The sequence below is a fragment of the Amycolatopsis sp. genome, from assembly GCF_035546795.1.
GTDB lineage: Bacteria > Actinomycetota > Actinomycetes > Mycobacteriales > Pseudonocardiaceae > Amycolatopsis_E.
This window is the reverse complement of the sequence record NZ_DASZWC010000071.1, coordinates 41,668-58,681: the sequence shown is the minus strand read 5'-3', so window position 1 is coordinate 58,681 and position 17,014 is coordinate 41,668. Positions and strand designations below refer to the sequence as shown.

Below are 17,014 nucleotides of genomic sequence, written 5' to 3'. Positions count from 1 at the left end.
ATTGATTCACCGTAGATACGGATATTGCGACAACACAAAGACTAATTTCCGTCGCATTGATAGGCGATGTCAATCAATAACACCCTGGGTCAGGACTGGGCATTTGCCTGGTGTGCGCCGGGGCGGGCCCCGTCACAGTCAGGAGAACGACGCCGATCAAAGCCGATTACGGCGGTGGGAGGACTCAATGACCGAGACCCAGGAGCATCTGTCGGCCGTGCTCGCCGACGCTCTCGTCGAGGACCGCGAAGCCGGGATCTACCGGGCGAACCGCCGGATCTTCACCGACGAGGAGATCTTCGAGCTGGAGATGAAGCACATCTTCGAGGGCAACTGGATCTACCTCGCGCACGAGAGCCAGGTGGCCGGGCCCGGGGACTACTTCACCACCTACATCGGCCGGCAGCCCGTGGTGATCACCCGCGACTCCGGCGGCGAGCTGCACTGCCTGATCAACGCCTGTGCGCACCGCGGGGCGATGGTGTGCCGCCGCAAGACCGACAACCGGATGACCCTGACCTGCCCGTTCCACGGCTGGACGTTCCGCAACGACGGCAAGCTGCTCAAGGTCAAGGATCCCGAGGGCGCGGGCTACCCGGACTCGTTCGACACCGGCGGCTCGCACGACATGACGAAGGTCGCCCGGTTCGACTCCTACCGTGGGTTCCTCTTCGGCAGCCTCAACCCCGACGTGCTGCCGCTGCCCGAGCACCTCGGCGACACCACCAAGGTGATCGACATGCTGGTGGACCAGTCGCCGGACGGGCTGGAGGTGCTGCGTGGCGCGTCGAGCTACACCTACGACGGCAACTGGAAGGTGCAGGCCGAGAACGGCGCCGACGGCTACCACGTCACCGCGACGCACTGGAACTACGCGGCCACCACCGCCCGCCGCGGGAGCGGGGAATCCAAGAACGAGACCAAAACCCTCGACGCGGGCAGCTGGGGCAAGTCCGGCGGCGGCTACTGGTCGTTCCCGCACGGGCACCTGTGCCTGTGGACCTGGGCAGGCAACCCGCAGGACCGTCCACTGTGGAACCGGATGGACGAGCTCAAGCGCGAGTTCGGCGATGCCAAGGGCGAGTTCATGGTGCGCGGGTCCCGGAACCTGTGCCTGTACCCCAACGTGTACCTGATGGACCAGTTCTCCACGCAGATCCGGCATTTCCGGCCGATCGCGCCGGACCGGACCGAGGTCACCATCTACTGCATCGCGCCGAAGGGCGAGAGCGCCGACGCGCGTGCCTGGCGGATCCGGCAGTACGAGGACTTCTTCAACGCCTCCGGCATGGCCACCCCCGACGACCTGGAGGAGTTCCGCTCCTGCCAGCTCACCTACCAGGCCACCGCCGCCCCGTGGAACGACCTGAGCCGCGGCGCGCGGCACTGGCTGACCGGCCCGGACGAGGTGGCGCTTTCGCTCGGCATGAAGGGCGTCGTCTCGGCCGGGCAGAAGAACGAAGACGAAGGACTCTACCCGGTCCAGCACGGCTACTGGCAGCAGACCATGCGGGCCGCGATCGGAGCACGGGAATGACCACCACCGAACGGACCGTTACCCAGCAGGACATCGAGCAGTTCCTCTACCGCGAGGCACGGTATCTCGACGACCGCGAGTTCGAGCAGTGGCTCGACTGCTACGCCGACGACGTCGTCTACTGGATGCCGTCGTGGGGCGTGGACGACCTGCTGACCGAGGACCCGCAGACCGAGATCTCCCTGATCTACTACCCGAACAAGGGCGGCCTGGAGGACCGGGTGTTCCGCATTCGCACCGAACGCTCCAGCGCCACCTCGATCCCGGAACCGCGCACCAGCCACAACATCAGCAACGTGGAGCTGATCGAGCGGCGCGGGGATCTGGTGGACGTGCGGTTCAACTGGCACACCATGTACTTCCGTTACCAGACCGTGGATCCGTACTACGGCACGTCGTTCTACACCATCGACTTCTCCGGTGAATCCCCGTTGATCCGCCGCAAGACCGTGGTGCTCAAGAACGACTACATCCACCACGTCGTGGACGTCTACCACTTCTGAGGGGAGCGTCATGACCCACCAGGTCGCGCTGTCCTTTGAGGACGGTGTCACCCGCTTCATCACGTGCGCGCCGGACCAGACCGTGGCGGACGCGTCGTACCGGCAGCGGATCAACATCCCGCTGGACTGCCGGGACGGGGCGTGCGGCACCTGCAAGGCGTTCTGCGAGTCGGGCGAGTTCGACGGCGGCAGCTACCTCGACGACGCGCTGACGGAAGCCGAGGCGGAGCAGGGTTACGTCCTGCCGTGCAGTATGAAGCCGAAATCCGATCTCGTACTGCGCATCGCGAGCACGTCGGCGGTCGCGAAAACCCAGGCGGCCACGTACCCGGCAACGCTCACGGCGCTGGACCGGCTCTCCCCGACGACGGTGGCGCTGACCGTGGAGACGCCGGACCGCGACAAGCTCGCGTTCCTGCCCGGCCAGTACGTCAACATCGCGGTGCCCGGCAGCGGGCAGACCCGGTCGTACTCGTTCAGCTCCGCCCCGGACGACAAGCAGCTGACGTTCCTCGTGAAGCTCACCCCCGGCGGCGTCATGTCGGACTACCTGACCGAACGCGCCCGGCCCGGCGACGAGCTGGCGTTCACCGGCCCCAACGGCAGTTTTTTCCTGCGTGAGGCCGATCGCCCGGTGCTGCTGCTGGCCGGCGGGACCGGGCTGGCCCCGATCCTGTCCATCCTGCGAGCGCTGCGTGCCGCCGGCTCGACGCGCCCGGCGCACCTGGTCTACGGCGTCAGCACCGACGACGACCTGGTCGAGACCGCGACCCTGGACGAGCTCGCCGCTCAGGTCGAGGGCCTGACCTGGGACTACTGTGTGTCCGATCCGGACAGTGCCGCGCCCAACAAGGGATACGTGACCAGCCTGATCCGCGACGAGCACCTGCACGGCGGTGATGTCGCGGTGTACCTGTGCGGGCCGCCACCGATGGTCGAGGCCGTGCGCACGCATTTCGCCGAACGCGGGGTGGAGCCGACCGGTTTCTACTACGAGAAGTTCGCCCTCTCGGCCGCCGCTGCCGAGCCCGCTCCGGTCGAAGCGCCCGCGGAGCCCGGGCCGGTGCTGCCCGAACCCGGGCCCGTCGGCGTGAGCCGGGGTGTCGCCGGGCAGGAACTGTTCCCGCCGCGGGAGCTTTCGCCGCTGCGCGGGGGCAGGGCGCGGCCGCCCGCCGAAGAAGCGGCGGCCGCGCGCAAAATCGCCGGACAGCGGATGCTGCCCGAAAGCGACCTCGAACCGTTGACACCCCGCGGCTACGAGATCGGCGAGGAACACCCGTCGGTACACGAGTCCGACGCCGTGTTCGAGGCGCGCCAGGCGCTCGAACTGGGTGCCGTGGAGATCACCATCGGCAGGCTGTCGGTGCCGCAGCTGTCCGGGTACCGGCTGCTCGCCGAAGCCACCGTGCCCTATGTGGACGGTGACAGGTTCGTCGACGCCGCCGCCTACACCGAGGCGAACGCGGCCTTCCACGACTACCTGTTCACCCTGACCGGCAACGAACACCTGCTGCAGGCCTACCGGGCGCTCGGGGTCAAGGGGCACATGGAAGAGACCCTGCGGAGCGCCACCTGGTGCCACCCCCGGTGCACGCAGGACCACCTCGACATCGTCACCGCGTTCGAAGCGGGGGACCGGGCCGCGGCCCGGCGCCTGGTCGCCGAGCACGCGGACCGGTCCAAGATCACCACCCGGCGCGCGATGGCGGCGGGCCCCCGGCCTGGCCCGAAGTTCGTCAGCCCCGGTCGTTTCGACGGCAAGGTCGTGGTGGTCACCGGCGCCGCGCAGGGCATCGGCGAGGCCACCGCGCGCCGGATCAGCGCCGAAGGCGGCACCGTCGTGCTCGCCGACCGGGCGGACCTGGTGACCGGCGTTGCCGCGGAACTGCCGGGCGCGGTGGCGGTACTGGCCGACCTGGAGACTCCGGACGGGGCGCGGGCGGTGGCCGAGGCCGCGATCGGCCGGTTCGGCCGGATCGACGTGCTGGTCAACAACGTGGGCGGGGCGATCAACTTCAAACCGTTCACCGAGTTCACCCCGGCGCAGATCGAGGCCGAGATCCGGCGGTCGCTGCTGACCACCCTGTATGCCTGTCATGCCGCGCTGCCTTCGATGGCCGCGCAGGGGCGCGGGGTGATCGTCAACGTCTCGTCCGCGGCGACCCGGGGCATCCACCGGATCCCTTACTCGGCGGCCAAGGGCGGGATCAACGCCCTCACCGCGTCGCTCGCCTTCGAGTACGCCGAGGCCGGGATCCGCGTGGTCGCCACCGCCCCCGGTGGCACGGAGGCCCCGCCGCGGAAGATCTCGCGTGGCACCCCGGCCGCCGAGACCGAGCAGGAGCAGGCGTGGTTCCAGGCGCACATCGACCAGACGGTGCAGTCTTCGCTGCTGAAGCGGTACGGCACGCTGGACGAACAGGCGGCCGCGATCGCGTTCCTCGCCTCCGATGAAGCCGCCTACATCACCGGCACGGTGCTCCCGGTCGCGGGCGGCGACCTGGGTTGAGGCGCAGCTATCGTGATGAGGTGAGCGATGGCGCCCCGCCCCTGACCGGCCGTGAAGACGCGCTCGCCGTGTTGCGGCGGGAGGCGGATCGCGGCGGTTTCGTGCTCGTCACCGGCCCGCCAGGGGTCGGCAGAAGCGCGGTGCTGGCAGCGTTCGCCGCCCGGCATGACGGGCCGGTCCGGCGCGCGGCCGCCGCGCCTTGGGAGAGCGCGCAGGCACACGCCGTCGCCGACCAGCTGGCGCCGGGGCGCGACATCGCCGCCCTGACAAGGGAAAGCGCGACGCTCGCCGTGGTCGACGACGCGCAGTGGGCCGACGCGGAATCGGTGCGGGCGCTGGCTTCCGCGGTCCGGCACCATCCGGAAGCCCGGCTGCTGGTCGTCGCGGCGGCGCCCGCGCCGTCGGATCTGTTGCGCCAGGCCGCCACGGCGGAGGTTCGGCTCCCGCCGCTCACCGCCACCGAGATCGGCGAATTGGCGGCGGTGAAGGGAATCCTGCTGCACGCGTCGATGGCGGAGCAGCTCGCCCGGCACACCGGCGGGATCGCCCGGCACGTCGTCGATCTGCTCGCCGAGGTCCCGCGCGACACCTGGGCCCGGTTCGATCCCGACCTGCCCGCGCCCGCCGCGGTCGCGTCGAGGACCGGCGAAGCGCTCGCGGCTTGTTCGTCGCAGGCGCGGCGGATCGTCGAGGCGGTCGCGGTACTCGGCCCGGCCACCGCCGTGCGTGACGCCGCACTGCTGGCCGGTGTGCAGGATGATTTGCTTGCTGTGCTGGACGAAGCCTGCGAGAGCGGCTTGGTCGTGCTCGGCCCGCGCGGCATCACCGAACTCGCCCCGGCGGACCCGATGACCCGTGCCGCCGTGCTCGCCGCGCTCGGCCCGGCCACGGCCGCCGGACTGCATCGCCGCGCCGCCGACCTGGTCGACGACCCGGTGCGGAAACTGACGCTGCTCGTCGCGGCGTCGCCGTTGCCGGACGCCGCGCTCGCCGACGAACTCGAGGAGCTGGCAGGAAGACGAGCCGCCGACGGCGCATGGGCCGTGGCCGCTTCGCTGCTGAGCGACGCGGGCCGGCTCACCGAAGACCGGCTGCTGCGGGAAGACAGGCTGACCCGCGCGGTCGACGCGCTGATCGGCGCCGGCGACGTGCTGGGCGCCGGAGCGCTGGTCCCCGAAGTCGAAAGCCTGCGCGAAACTCCGCTCCGCAACGCGGTTCTCGGCTATCTGGCGATCGTGCGCGGCCGTCCGGCCGAGGCCGAGTCGCGGCTCGCGCGCGCCTGGGCGCTGGTGAACGCCGAGCGTGAACCGGAGGTGGCCGCGCTGATCTGCCAGCGTTACGTGCTGCATTTCCTGTCCCGCTGCCGTCCCGCCGAACTCGTGGCGTGGGCCGACCGCGCGATCGCGCTGACCGGCGCCGGCGTGCCCGCCGCGGTGGAGGCCGCCGCGATCCGCGGACTCGGTCTTGCCGGGCGCGGCGAGGCCGAGAAAGCGTTGCGCGAGTACACCGAACTGGCCGACCGGGTGCGCCACGGCGCCCAGACCCAGCGGATCGTGATGGCGCGCGGCTGGGTGGGGCTCACGCTCGACGCGATCGACGACGCGCGCGCCGATCTCAAGAGCGCGGTGCCCACGACGATGCTCGGCGGTTCGAGCAGGATTTCCTTGTGGGCTAGCGCTTGGCTCGCCCGCGCCCGGTTCTTGACCGGTGACTGGGACGACGCCGTGCACACCGTCCGCGAAGCGCAGGCGGTGCTCGACCACAGTGGGATCGCGCTCGTCGGGCCGCTGCTGCAGTGGACGGCCGTGGCCGTCCACGCACTGCGCGGAGAGTCCGAACTGGCCGCGGAAGCCTTGCAGCGCGCGGATTCCGGACCGGATGACTACGAGATCATGCGCGTACCGTTGTGCCTGGCGCGGGCGCAGCTGGCCGAGGTGCGGGCCGACGCCCCGGGCGTGCTGCGCGCGCTCCGGCCGCTGACGCAGCCGTGGGCCGGTGGCGCGATCGATGAACCCGGGCACTGGCCGTGGGCCGACATGTACGCACACGCCCTGGTCATCGCCGGGCATTACGACGAGGCCGATACTTTCCTTGTCCCGCACGAAAAACTCGCCGCGGACCGGGGCCGGGCCTCGGCCCGCGCGCGGCTGGCCGCGGCGCGGGGCAGGCTGGAGGGCGCCCGGGGCGAACTCGGCCGCGCGAAGACCTGTTTCGGCGAGGCGCTGGAACTTCTCGAAGGGCTGCCGCTGCGCTATGACCGGGCGCGCATCGAGTTCACGCACGGCCAGGTGCTGCGCCGGGCGGGCAAACGCCGGGAGGCCGACGAGGCCATCACGTCCGCGCGGGAGGTCTTCGCCGGGCTCGGCGCGGTGACCTTCGTCGACCGGTGCGACCGCGAGCTGAAGGCGGGCGGCGTGCACCTGCCGCGCGGTGACCGTGGGCACGATGAGCTCACCCCGCAAGAGAAAGCCGTCTCTCGACTTGTCGCGAAAGGACTGTCCAACCGGGACGTCGCGGCCGAGCTCTACCTGTCCGCGAAAACCGTCCAATACCACCTGACCCGCGTCTACGCCAAGCTCGGGATCCGCTCCCGCGCCGGGCTGGCGGCCCGGCTCGCCGGTCGGGAGTGAACGCTCAGCGCCGGGCCTGTGCCGGTGATACCCCGTAGCGGCGGCGGTAGGCGGCCGCGAACCTGCTGGCGCTGGAAAACCCCCAGTACGCCGCCACTTCGCTGATCGTGCGGGCGGGATCGGCGGCCAGGTCGGCGTCGGCACGGCGCAGCCGGATCCCGAGCAGGTACTCCGTCGGCGAACACCCGACCCAGTGCCGGAACGCTTCCTGCAACCGCCGCACGCTGGTGCCCGCCACGGCGGCCATCTCGCCGGCCGTCCACGCCCGCGCCGGATCGTCGTGCAGCTGATCGACCAGACGCGTGATCGCGCGCGGCCGCGGCGGCGGGCCCGCGTCCGCGCCGGGGCAGCCGGCCAGCAGGAAACCAGCCGCGATCGCCCCGGCCAGCTGGTCCCGGACCAGGCCGGAGTCGCCGAACAGCCCGGGATCGCGCAGATGCGCGGCCAGGCTCCCGATGAGCTGCCGCCACGCCCGTGCCTGGCCGACGGCCAGGTCGAGCTGATCGGGGAGCCCCGTGCGCAGCAGGACGCGGTCGGTCGCCAGCACGCGCTCGGCCTCGCGGTCCAGCCACGCGCTGTCGAACTTGACGCCGAGCACCGTGCAGGTCGCGTCCCAGTGCGTGATCTCCGACGGGGTGTCGGAACGGAACACCGTGGCCTGGCCGGGCACCGACGTGACCGGCCCGCGCCTGCCGCGGCTGGCCAGGTGCCCGGTGAGCGGCATGTTGATCTCGTACGCGCCCGGGTAGTCGCAGGCGACCCGCACGTCGGCACCCCAGCCGACGTGCCCGATCAGCACCGTCCCGAGGTCGAGCGTGCGCAGGGTCAGGCGCGGATCGCGGCCCCCGCCGAGCGGGTCCAGCTCGTGCGGGAAGTATGCCTCCGCCACCTTCCGGGAGGCCTGGTCCCAATCCCGGGGCGGCGCACTACGCCGTGCGCGCATGGCTGGACGGTACCAGAACACCAGGTCAGGAACTCGCCGCGCGATCCGTGCCGTCCTCGCGCGAAGCGTGTCGCCGCGGCCGCCCGTGGTTCCTAACATCCCGTGCCGTCCCTTACGACGATGTGGGAGGAACGCGGCGATGACCACCACCGAACGGCCCGATCTGTCCTGGCTCGACGGCGTCACCATGACCGAACTCGAGCGCAACCCCTACGACACCTATGAGCGGCTACGCGAGCAGGCGCCGCTGGCCTACGTGCCGGTGCTCGGCTCGTACGTCGCTTCGACCGCCGACGTGTGCCGCGAGATCGCCACCAGCCCGGACTTCGAAGCCGTGATCACCCCGGCCGGCGGGCGCACCTTCGGCCACCCCGCGATCATCGGCGTCAACGGCGACGTGCACGCCGACCTGCGGTCGATGGTCGAGCCCGCGCTGCAGCCGGTGGAGGTGGACCGCTGGATCGACGAACTGGTCCGCCCGATCGCCCGCCGCTACCTGGCACGGTTCGAGAACGACGGCCAGGCCGAACTTGTCGCGCAGTACTGCGAGCCGGTCAGCGTGCGTTCACTCGGCGACCTGCTCGGGCTGCACGACGTCGGCTCGGATCAGCTGCGGGACTGGTTCGCCAAGCTGAACCGCTCCTTCACCAACGCCGCCGTCGACGAGCACGGGGAGTTCGCCAATCCCGCGGGCTTCGCCGAGGGGGACCAGGCCAAGGCGGAGATCCGCGCGATCGTGGATCCGCTGATCGACAAGTGGATCGCCGAGCCGGACGACAGCGCGATCTCGCACTGGCTGCACGACGGGATGCCGCCGGGGCAGACCCGCGACCGCGAGTACATCTACCCCACGATCTACGTCTACCTGCTCGGCGCCATGCAGGAACCCGGGCACGGCCTGGCTTCCACGCTGGCCGGCCTGTTCACCCGCCCGGAGCAGCTGGAGGAGGTGGTGGACGACGCGCAGCTGATCCCGCGGGCGATTTCCGAGGGCGTGCGCTGGACTTCGCCGATCTGGTCGGCCACCGCGCGGATCTCCACGAAAGCGGTCACCGTGGCCGGCGTCGACCTGCCCGCGGGCACGCCGGTGATGTTGTCCTACGGCTCGGCGAACCACGACACCGGACGGTACGAGGCGCCCTCGGCCTACGACCTGCACCGGCCGCCGTTGCCACACCTGGCCTTCGGCGCGGGCAACCACGCGTGCGCCGGCATCTACTTCGCCAACCACGTCATGCGGATCGCGCTGGAGGAGCTGCTGGAGGCCATCCCGAACCTGGAGCGCGACACCCGCGAAGGCGTCGAGTTCTGGGGCTGGGGTTTCCGCGGCCCGACGGCCCTGCACGTCACCTGGGAGGTCTGACGTGGGGTACGCGGTGACCGTCGGCGGCCGCCGGGTCGACTGCGCCGACGGTCAATCCCTGCTGGAGGCCTGCCTGCGGGCCGGGGTATGGATGCCCAACTCGTGCAACCAGGGCACCTGTGGCAGCTGCAAACTCCAGGTGCGCACCGGTTCCGTCGATCATGGACAGTCCCCTTTGGACACTCTCACCGAAGAGGAACGGTCGGCGGGACTGGCCTTGGCGTGCCAGGCCCGGCCGCTGGCCGACGTCGAGATCGGTGCCTCCGCCCCCGCCCGGGCGACACATCCGTTGCGCGATCTGACGGCCACGGTGCTGCAGATCGCCGACATCGCCAGGGACACCCGCCGGGTGCTGCTCGGCCTGGCGGAACCGCTGGCGTTCGAAGCCGGGCAGTATGTGGAGCTCGTCGTCCCGGGTTCCGGCGCGCGGCGGCAGTACTCGCTGGCCAACACCGCCGACGAGGACAAGGTGCTGGAGCTGCACGTGCGGCGCGTGCCCGGCGGGGTGGCGACCGACCGGTGGATCTTCGGCAGTCTGTCCGTCGGCGAGCACGTGCGGGCGGTGGGCCCGCTCGGTGACTTCCATCTGCGCGCCGAGGACGAGGACGGGCCGATGGTGCTGATCGGCGGTGGCACGGGGCTGGCGCCGTTGACCGGGATCGCCCGCACGGCGCTCGCCCGCCGGCCGGATCGTGAAGTGCTGTTGTACCACGGAGTTCGCGGCGCGGCCGACCTCTACGACCTCGACCGGTTCGCCGAGCTGGCCGGCGCGCATCCGGGGTTCCGGTTCGTGCCCGTGCTGTCCCATGAGCCGGATCCCGCGCACCGCACCGGGTTTCCGACCGAGGCGTTCCTCGAGGACGTGGTCAGCGGGCGCGGCTGGTCCGGCTGGCTGTGCGGGCCGCCGGCGATGGTGGAGGCCGGGGTCAAGGCGTTCAAACGGCGCCGGATGGCGCCACGGCAGATCCGCCGGGAGAAGTTCACCCCGGCGCAGCGGTGACCACAGTGGACAGTCGTGCCCCGGGATGGGGCAGCCGTTCCGGCGGACCCATCGGGCAGTACTCGAAATGCCACCATTCGTTGTCATAGCGCCGGTACAGGCCGTACGACGAGCCGTGCAGTTCCAGCCACCGCGCGCCTTCGGTGGGGCGGACGTCCATCGCGGTGCCGGTGACGTGGCGGGATTCGGCGGGTGGCAATGTCCGCGGCTGCCCGCCACGGCCGGCTTCCGCCGCGAACAGGCGCGCCTGCTCGGCCGCGCTGCGGTGGCCCGACGTGAGTCCGATGACCACGCCGTCCCGCCACAACGCCCGCGCCCGCGCGGCCTCGAACGCGGCCAGCGCGCCGGGGGTGAGGCCCGCCAGGTTCTCGCGCGGGAACCGGACAGCCAGCGCCCAGCGGCACGCCGCGAGCCGTGCCGCGCCCGGTGCGGCCAGGCACGCGAAAGGCAGCAGTAGCAAGGCAAGCGCGCGGGTCAGTAACCGGTAGCCGTGCTCCCGGAGGCATCTCATCGGAAGGCCTGCAGTGCTTCGGTGGCCGCTTGTGCGACGAGCCGGTTGTCGTAGGTCGCGTCCTCCGCCGGCCGGGTGGACAGCACCGCGAGCACGATCGGCGCCCGCCCTGGCGGCCAGACGACGGCGATGTCGTTGCGGGTGCCGTAATCGGCGTTGCCCGTCTTGTCGGCGACCTGCCAGCCCGCGGGCACACCCGCCCGGATCAGCTCGCCGCCGGTCGTGTTGGCGCGCATCAGATCCAGCAGCACCGCGCGCCGGTCCTCGGGCAGCGCGGTGCCGACGGCGAACGCGCGCAGGTCGCTCGCCAGCGCGCGCGGGGTGCTGGTGTCCCGGATGTCGCCGGGAATGGCTTCGTTGAGCGAAGTTTCGAGCCGGTCGGCGTGCGTGGTGGTGTCGCCGAGGCCCCGCAGCTCCGCGCCGAGCCCCGCCGGGCCGCCGAGTTCGCCGAACAGCAGGTTGCCTGCGGTGTTGTCGCTGTAGCGCAGCGCGGCGTCCATGACGTCGCGCAGGGACATCCCGTCAGCGACGTGCTGTCGGGTGATCGGGGAGTACGTCACGAGGTCACTCGCGCGGTAGGTCAGCTTCTCGTCCAGGCCGGCGACGGGGGTCCGCTGCAACACCGCACCGGCGGCGAGCGCCTTGTAGGTCGAGGCGTAGTTGAAGCGCTCATCCGCCCGGAAGGCGGCCTCGCGGCCGCTGGCGGTGTCCACCGCGTAGACACCGAGCCGAGCGCCGAAGGTCTGTTCGAGCTGCGCGAAGTCCTGCTGCTGACGCGCGGAGACCGTGTCCGGTGCCGGGGCAAGCGCCGGCGCGGAACAGGCGGCGACGGAGACGAGCACCAGCGCGGCGAGCGCGATGCGAGAGGCTGGGGACAACGGACGTTCCTTCCCGATCGATCTTCCTTCGCAGTGTCTGCGTGCACGCTCATGCTGTCCAAGACAGAACTGACGTGTTCGATGTCAATGCGGCATAAGATGAGGTCATGGACCTGATCGGGAGCTGCCGGGCCTTCGTGAGCGTGAGTGAGACGGGCAGTTTCACCGCGGGCGCCGCCGTCGCCGGCATCCCCCAGCCGGTTGCCAGCAGGCGGATCGCCGCACTGGAGAAACACCTCGGCGAGCGGCTGTTCGACCGCTCCACCCGGCGCGCCCGGCTGACCCCGTTCGGCCGCGACATGCTGCCCTCGGCGAAGCGTCTCGTGCACCTGGCCGACGCGCTGGAGCACGACGCCAAACGGGCCAAACTGCGGCCGCTGCGGCTCGCGGTCCCGGACACCTGCACCACCCGTGACCTCGCCGAACTGGACGCCGAAGCCCGCGCGCTCGACATCTTCCTGGAGTTCCGGCCCGCGCCGCCCGGCGAACGCGCCGAACTCGTCCGCGTGCACGAAGTGCGCGCCGCGCTGACCGCGGTCCCCGGCAAGGAAGCGGTGTGGACCGTCCCGCTCGGGCTGGCGAGCGAAGCCGAGCCCGAGGCGGACGTGATCCACCTGGAAACCCTGCGGACGGGCCGCTCGCGCGGCCCGCGGCGGCGGGTCTGGATCCAGCCGGAGGACGACGTCCCGCACATCAGGGACAGGGTGATCCGCATCCGCGATTCGGTGGGCCTGCAACCCGCCCAGGTCGCGGTCGCCGATTCGCTCACCGCCGCCGCCGCGAGCGTCTTCCACTCGGCCGATTTCCTGCTGTGCTCGGCGGAACAGGCGCGTGAGCTCGGGCTCGCCTGGCGGCCGCTGGGCGGGATCCGGCTCGAGCGCGGGTTCGACGTCGTGGCCGGGCTGGGCGAGGACGCCCAGTACCTGCGCACCCGGCTGCGCGCCGGTATTGCACGATGTCTGGGGACGACGGACACCGGGGAGGCCGGGTGAACACCGAAGCACTGCTCGTGCGCCTGCGGGAGGAATTGGCCGACGGCGGGCTGCGCGGCGCGTTCCTGGTCCGCGACCTGCGCACCGGGCACGAGGTGGGGATCGAGCCGGACCTGGAGTTCCCGAGCGCCTCACTGATCAAGATCCCGCTCGCCGCCGCGACCCTCGAGCGGATCCGTAGCGGGGAGCTGGACGGCGCCACTCAGCTGGAGGTCGCGCCGGGCCGGACCGTCACGTCCGGGCCGACCGGGCTCGCGCGCTTCCGGCATCCGGCGCGCCTGGCGATCGACGACCTGCTGTACCTGATGATGTCGATCAGCGACGGCATCGCGGCCGACACCCTGTTCGAGCTGACCCCGCCCGCCCAGGTCGGCCGGATGGTCCGCGATTGGGGCGTCGCGGGCATCAGCGTCCGGCACCCGCTGGGCGACCTCACCGACACCCCGGCCGAGCGGTTCGACGCCGCCGACGTCCACCTGGCGCACTCGCTGGCCATCGGGGCGGCGACCGCGGGGCAGGGGCATCCGTTGCCACAGCTGGACATCAGCCGCGCCAGCTCCGGTTCCGCGCGGGCGTACGTGAACCTGCTCGAAGCGTTGTGGACGCCGTCGAAGATCGACGAAACGGTGTCCGCGAGGGTGCGGGAACTGATGGGGGAGAACCTGATCCGGCAGCGGCTGAGCCCGGATTTCAGTTCCGATGCCACGAAGTGGTGCTCCAAGACCGGGACCCTGCTGAACCTGCGGCACGAGGTCGGCGTCGTCGAACATGCCGACGGGCAGACGTTCGCCGTCGCCGCGCTCACCGAATCCCGTGTCCCGGCGGCGATCCAGCCGGAGGCGGAGGCGTTGATGGCACAGGTGGCGCGGGCGTTGCGGGACCATTTACGGGCGAGGTGAGTCCGATGACCGGCACGTCCCGGTGGACCGGATCAACGAGCCCGGCGTCCGGGCACGGGGCGGCGCCGCTCACGGCGACCTGCAGGCAAAGCTGCGACGGCACTCGCGCCCGCGCGGATCACCACCGGGTTCGCCTTGCTGGACGCCATGATCCATCACCGGGACATCCGGCGCCCGCGGGGCGCGGGGCGCGGCGCGCGTGATCCCGCCCGGCCGGCTGGCGCGCGCACTGTCTTCCGCGCGCTTCGCCCCGCCGATCGGCGTCCTCCGCCGGGCACGGGGGCTGCGCCTGGTCGCCACCGATCTCGGCTGGTCGGCCGGGTGCGGTCCGGAACCGCGCGGATGTGGTAGCGACGGTACGTCCACTGTGGACTCCGGCTGCTAGGGTGTCTCGCCGAGGAGCCGCCGGAGGCCGGGGAGCACCGAGTCCAGATCCTTCGTCGTCTGGAACACCACGACGGAGTGCTCGCCGGAACGCGCCGCCGGGGCGGTGAACAGGCCCACCGTGTCGGCCATCGCGGCGTCGAACTCGGCCTCGGGCTCCCGCGTCTGTCCGCGCAGCCAGCGCCGCAGCACGTGATTGTGCGCGGTCACCACGGCGTTCGCCATCAGCTCGGCCCGCAGCGCCGCATCCTGCCCGCCGCCCATCCAGCGATGCAGGAAACGCCGGAAAAGGTGTTGGTACTGCTGGGTTCCGGCGATCTCCCGGTCCCGCAGCGCGGCGACGCTGCGGGTGAGCCGGTAGCGCGCCAGCGCCAGCTCGCCCTCGGCCACGTAGCGCCGCAGCACCAGCCGGGCCGCCTCGGTGACGGCGACCAGCGCGGTCTGTTCGGTCGAGCCGTCGAGCCGGGCGGAGATGGCGCTCAGCAGTACCTCGTGGTCGGGGAAGATCACGTCCTCTTTGGACCGGAACGTGCGGAAGAACGTGGTGCGCCCGACACCCGCCCGCTCGGTGATGTCGTCGACGGTCGTCTGGTCGTAGCCGCGTTCCTCGAACAGCTCGAACGCGGCCGCGATCAGGCGGTCCTTCGCCGGTTTCGCTGGCATCCCCGCTCCTCGTGCCTACTCCGGGCCAGCCTAGAGGCGTGGCGCCGGTCATACCCGCGGCCCTTCCCCTACTGGTCGGTACTAAGTACCGTTTCCATGGTATCGAGTACCAGAGAGGTGGATGTGATGGAACGCGTCGGCATTGTCGGGTGCGGGCAGATGGGGGCGGGGATCGCCGAGGTCTGCGCCCGGGCCGGGCTGGATGTCGTGGCGGTGGAATCGGGCGCCGAGGCGGTCGAGGCCGGGCGCCGGCGGCTGGAGGGTTCGCTGGGCAGGGCCGAGCGCAAGGGCAGGATCCCGGACGCCGCCGAGGTGCTGCGCCGGATCCGGGTCACCGACAGCCTGGACGAGCTCGCCGACCGCACCCTCGTGATCGAGGCGATCGTGGAGAACGAGCAGGTCAAGGCGGATCTGTTCGCCAGGCTCGACAAGATCGTGACCGATCCGGACGCCATCCTGGCGTCCAACACCTCGTCCATCCCGATCATGAAGCTGGGCACCGTGACCGGCCGGGCCGGGCAGGTGCTGGGCATCCACTTCTTCAACCCGGTGCCGGTGCTGCCGCTGGTCGAGCTGGTGCCGAGCCTGCTGACGCGGCCGGAGGTCGTCGACCGGGCGCGCGGGTTCGCCCAGGAGGTGCTGGGCAAGCACGCGATCCTGTGCAAGGACCGGGCCGGGTTCGTGGTCAACTCGCTGCTGATCCCGTTCATCCTCGCGGCCGTGCGGATGCTCGAATCCGGGTTCGCCTCGCGGGACGACATCGACGAGGGCCTGGTCCGCGGGGCCGCGCACCCGCAGGGTCCGCTCGCGCTGGCGGACCTGATCGGGCTCGACACCACCAAGGCCGTCGCCGAATCGCTGTACGAGGAGTTCAAGGAGCCGCTGTACGCGCCGCCGCCGTTGCTCGCGCGGATGGTCGACGCCGGCCTGCTGGGCCGCAAGAGCGGACGCGGTTTCTACACCTACTCCTGAAAGGATTTCCGATGGCTGAGCTGTTTGCCACGACCGAAGACCACGAGGCGATCCGGGAAGCCGTCCGCGACGTGGCGCGGGAGCGGATCGCCCCCTATGCCGCCGAAGTCGATGAGCGCGAGGAGTTCCCGAAGGCCGCCTACGACGCGCTGGTGGCGTCGGACTTCCACGCCCCGCACGTGCCCGAGCAGTACGGCGGCGCGGGTGCCGACGCGCTCGCGACCTGCATCGTCATCGAGGAAGTGGCCCGCGTGTGTGCCTCCTCCTCCTTGATTCCCGCGGTGAACAAGCTCGGCAGCCTGCCACTGATGCTGGCGGCGAACGAAGACGTGAAGGCGAAGTACCTGCCGCCGCTCGCCCGCGGTGAGGCCGGCTTTTCGTACGCACTGTCCGAACGGGACGCGGGATCGGACACGGCGTCGATGCGCTGCCGGGCCAAGGCGGACGGGGACCATTGGGTCCTCAATGGACAGAAGTCGTGGATCAGCAACGCCGGTTTCTCGGAGTACTACACGGTGCTCGCCGTCACCGATCCGGACGGCAAGCGCGGTTCGAATGTCAGCGCCTTCGTGGTGGAGAAGTCCGACGAGGGTTTCTCCTTCGGTGCCAAGGAACGCAAACTCGGCATCAAGGGCTCGCCGACGCGTGAGCTGCTGTTCGAGAACGTGCGGATCCCCGGCGACCGTATCGTCGGCGAGCCGGGGCAGGGGCTGAAGATCGCGCTGCGGACGCTCGACCACACGCGGATCACCATCGCCGCGCAGGCCGTCGGTATCGCGCAGGGTGCGCTGGACCACGCGCTGGACTACGTGCGGGAGCGCAAGCAGTTCGGCAAGCACATCGCCGATTTCCAGGGCATCCAGTTCATGCTCGCGGATATGGCGATGGCCGTCGAGACCGCGCGGCAGATGGTCTACGTCGCCGCCGGAAAGTCCGAGCGCAACGACGCGGACCTGTCGTTCTTCGGCGCCGCGGCGAAGTGTCACGCCTCGGATGTCGCGATGCGCGTGACGACTGATGCGGTGCAGTTGCTCGGTGGATACGGGTACACGCGGGACTTCCCACTGGAACGCATGATGCGGGACGCGAAGATCACCCAGATTTATGAAGGGACGAACCAGATCCAGCGGGTGGTGATGGCCCGGTCGCTGTTGAAGGGCTGAGTCCGGGGCTGGGCGTGGGGTACGCACGGTTGGCGTTGCGACAGCAACGGACGCACGCAGAGCGCGC

14 protein-coding genes are annotated in these 17,014 nt (G+C 70.9%); 10 read left to right on the top strand and 4 right to left on the bottom strand.

Translation table 11 applies throughout. The features are described from left to right. Window positions 1-187 precede the first annotated feature (187 nt). From benA to VHD82_RS35290, 4 genes are read left to right on the top strand one after another with little or no spacing between them, the layout of a single operon-like run. Window positions 188-1,537: a benzoate 1,2-dioxygenase large subunit gene (gene benA / locus VHD82_RS35305; RefSeq protein ID WP_325713694.1), complete on the top strand. Its 1,350-nt coding sequence runs from the start codon at window positions 188-190 to the stop codon at window positions 1,535-1,537. Beyond that, a complete protein-coding gene (gene benB, locus VHD82_RS35300) occupies window positions 1,534-2,040 on the top strand; it encodes a benzoate 1,2-dioxygenase small subunit (protein ID WP_325713692.1) in 507 nt (168 codons plus the stop codon). The genes benA and benB overlap by 4 nt, the downstream gene beginning before the upstream one ends. A 10-nt stretch (window positions 2,041-2,050) precedes the next feature. After that, window positions 2,051-4,549: a benzoate 1,2-dioxygenase electron transfer component BenC gene (gene benC, locus VHD82_RS35295; RefSeq protein ID WP_325713690.1), complete on the top strand. Its 2,499-nt coding sequence runs from the start codon at window positions 2,051-2,053 to the stop codon at window positions 4,547-4,549. 20 nt (window positions 4,550-4,569) lie between these two features. Then, the gene (locus tag VHD82_RS35290; RefSeq protein ID WP_325713688.1) at window positions 4,570-7,179 is read left to right on the top strand and encodes a LuxR family transcriptional regulator; all 2,610 of its coding nucleotides are present in this window, start codon (window positions 4,570-4,572) and stop codon (window positions 7,177-7,179) included. 4 nt (window positions 7,180-7,183) lie between these two features. Here VHD82_RS35290 and VHD82_RS35285 read toward each other — a convergent pair whose 3' ends face one another. After that, window positions 7,184-8,122: an AraC family transcriptional regulator gene (locus tag VHD82_RS35285; RefSeq protein ID WP_325713686.1), complete on the bottom strand. Its 939-nt coding sequence runs from the start codon at window positions 8,120-8,122 to the stop codon at window positions 7,184-7,186. A 139-nt stretch (window positions 8,123-8,261) separates the two neighbouring features. On the opposite strand from VHD82_RS35285, the gene VHD82_RS35280 reads away from it, so the two are divergent. Together VHD82_RS35280 and VHD82_RS35275 are read left to right on the top strand one after the other, a co-directional pair. Beyond that, window positions 8,262-9,485 carry a cytochrome P450 gene (locus VHD82_RS35280; protein ID WP_325713684.1) on the top strand — a complete coding sequence of 408 codons (1,224 nt, stop codon included), beginning with the start codon at window positions 8,262-8,264 and terminating at the stop codon, window positions 9,483-9,485. A 1-nt stretch (window position 9,486) separates the two neighbouring features. Further along, window positions 9,487-10,485, top strand: a complete 999-nt coding sequence (locus VHD82_RS35275) for a 2Fe-2S iron-sulfur cluster-binding protein (RefSeq protein WP_325713681.1) — start codon at window positions 9,487-9,489, stop codon at window positions 10,483-10,485. Here the strand turns inward: VHD82_RS35275 and VHD82_RS35270 are convergent. Both VHD82_RS35270 and bla read right to left on the bottom strand, forming a co-directional pair. After that, complete coding sequence (locus VHD82_RS35270) at window positions 10,466-10,996, bottom strand: D-alanyl-D-alanine carboxypeptidase family protein (RefSeq protein WP_325713679.1); 531 nt, start codon at window positions 10,994-10,996, stop codon at window positions 10,466-10,468. The two genes, VHD82_RS35275 and VHD82_RS35270, sit on opposite strands and share 20 nt — an antisense overlap. Beyond that, the gene (bla, locus tag VHD82_RS35265) at window positions 10,993-11,892 is read right to left on the bottom strand and encodes a class A beta-lactamase (RefSeq protein WP_414637635.1); all 900 of its coding nucleotides are present in this window, start codon (window positions 11,890-11,892) and stop codon (window positions 10,993-10,995) included. The genes VHD82_RS35270 and bla overlap by 4 nt, the downstream gene beginning before the upstream one ends. Before the next feature lie 89 nt (window positions 11,893-11,981). On the opposite strand from bla, the gene VHD82_RS35260 reads away from it, so the two are divergent. Both VHD82_RS35260 and VHD82_RS35255 read left to right on the top strand, forming a co-directional pair. After that, on the top strand, window positions 11,982-12,866 hold the full coding sequence (locus VHD82_RS35260; protein WP_325713675.1) for a LysR family transcriptional regulator: 885 nt from the start codon (window positions 11,982-11,984) through the stop codon (window positions 12,864-12,866). Then, on the top strand, window positions 12,863-13,765 hold the full coding sequence (locus tag VHD82_RS35255; protein WP_325713673.1) for a serine hydrolase: 903 nt from the start codon (window positions 12,863-12,865) through the stop codon (window positions 13,763-13,765). Before VHD82_RS35260 ends, VHD82_RS35255 begins: the two co-directional genes overlap by 4 nt. A 381-nt stretch (window positions 13,766-14,146) precedes the next feature. On the opposite strand, the gene VHD82_RS35250 is transcribed toward VHD82_RS35255, so the two are convergent. Then, entirely contained in the window at window positions 14,147-14,812 is a 666-nt protein-coding gene (locus tag VHD82_RS35250; RefSeq protein ID WP_325713671.1) for a helix-turn-helix domain-containing protein, read from the bottom strand. Between the two features lie 126 nt (window positions 14,813-14,938). Here VHD82_RS35250 and VHD82_RS35245 point away from each other — a divergent pair, with 126 nt between their 5' ends. Together VHD82_RS35245 and VHD82_RS35240 are read left to right on the top strand one after the other, a co-directional pair. Continuing rightward, window positions 14,939-15,784, top strand: a complete 846-nt coding sequence (locus tag VHD82_RS35245; protein WP_414637626.1) for a 3-hydroxybutyryl-CoA dehydrogenase — start codon at window positions 14,939-14,941, stop codon at window positions 15,782-15,784. 11 nt (window positions 15,785-15,795) lie between these two features. Then, on the top strand, window positions 15,796-16,947 hold the full coding sequence (locus VHD82_RS35240; protein WP_325713667.1) for an acyl-CoA dehydrogenase family protein: 1,152 nt from the start codon (window positions 15,796-15,798) through the stop codon (window positions 16,945-16,947). Window positions 16,948-17,014 lie beyond the last annotated feature (67 nt).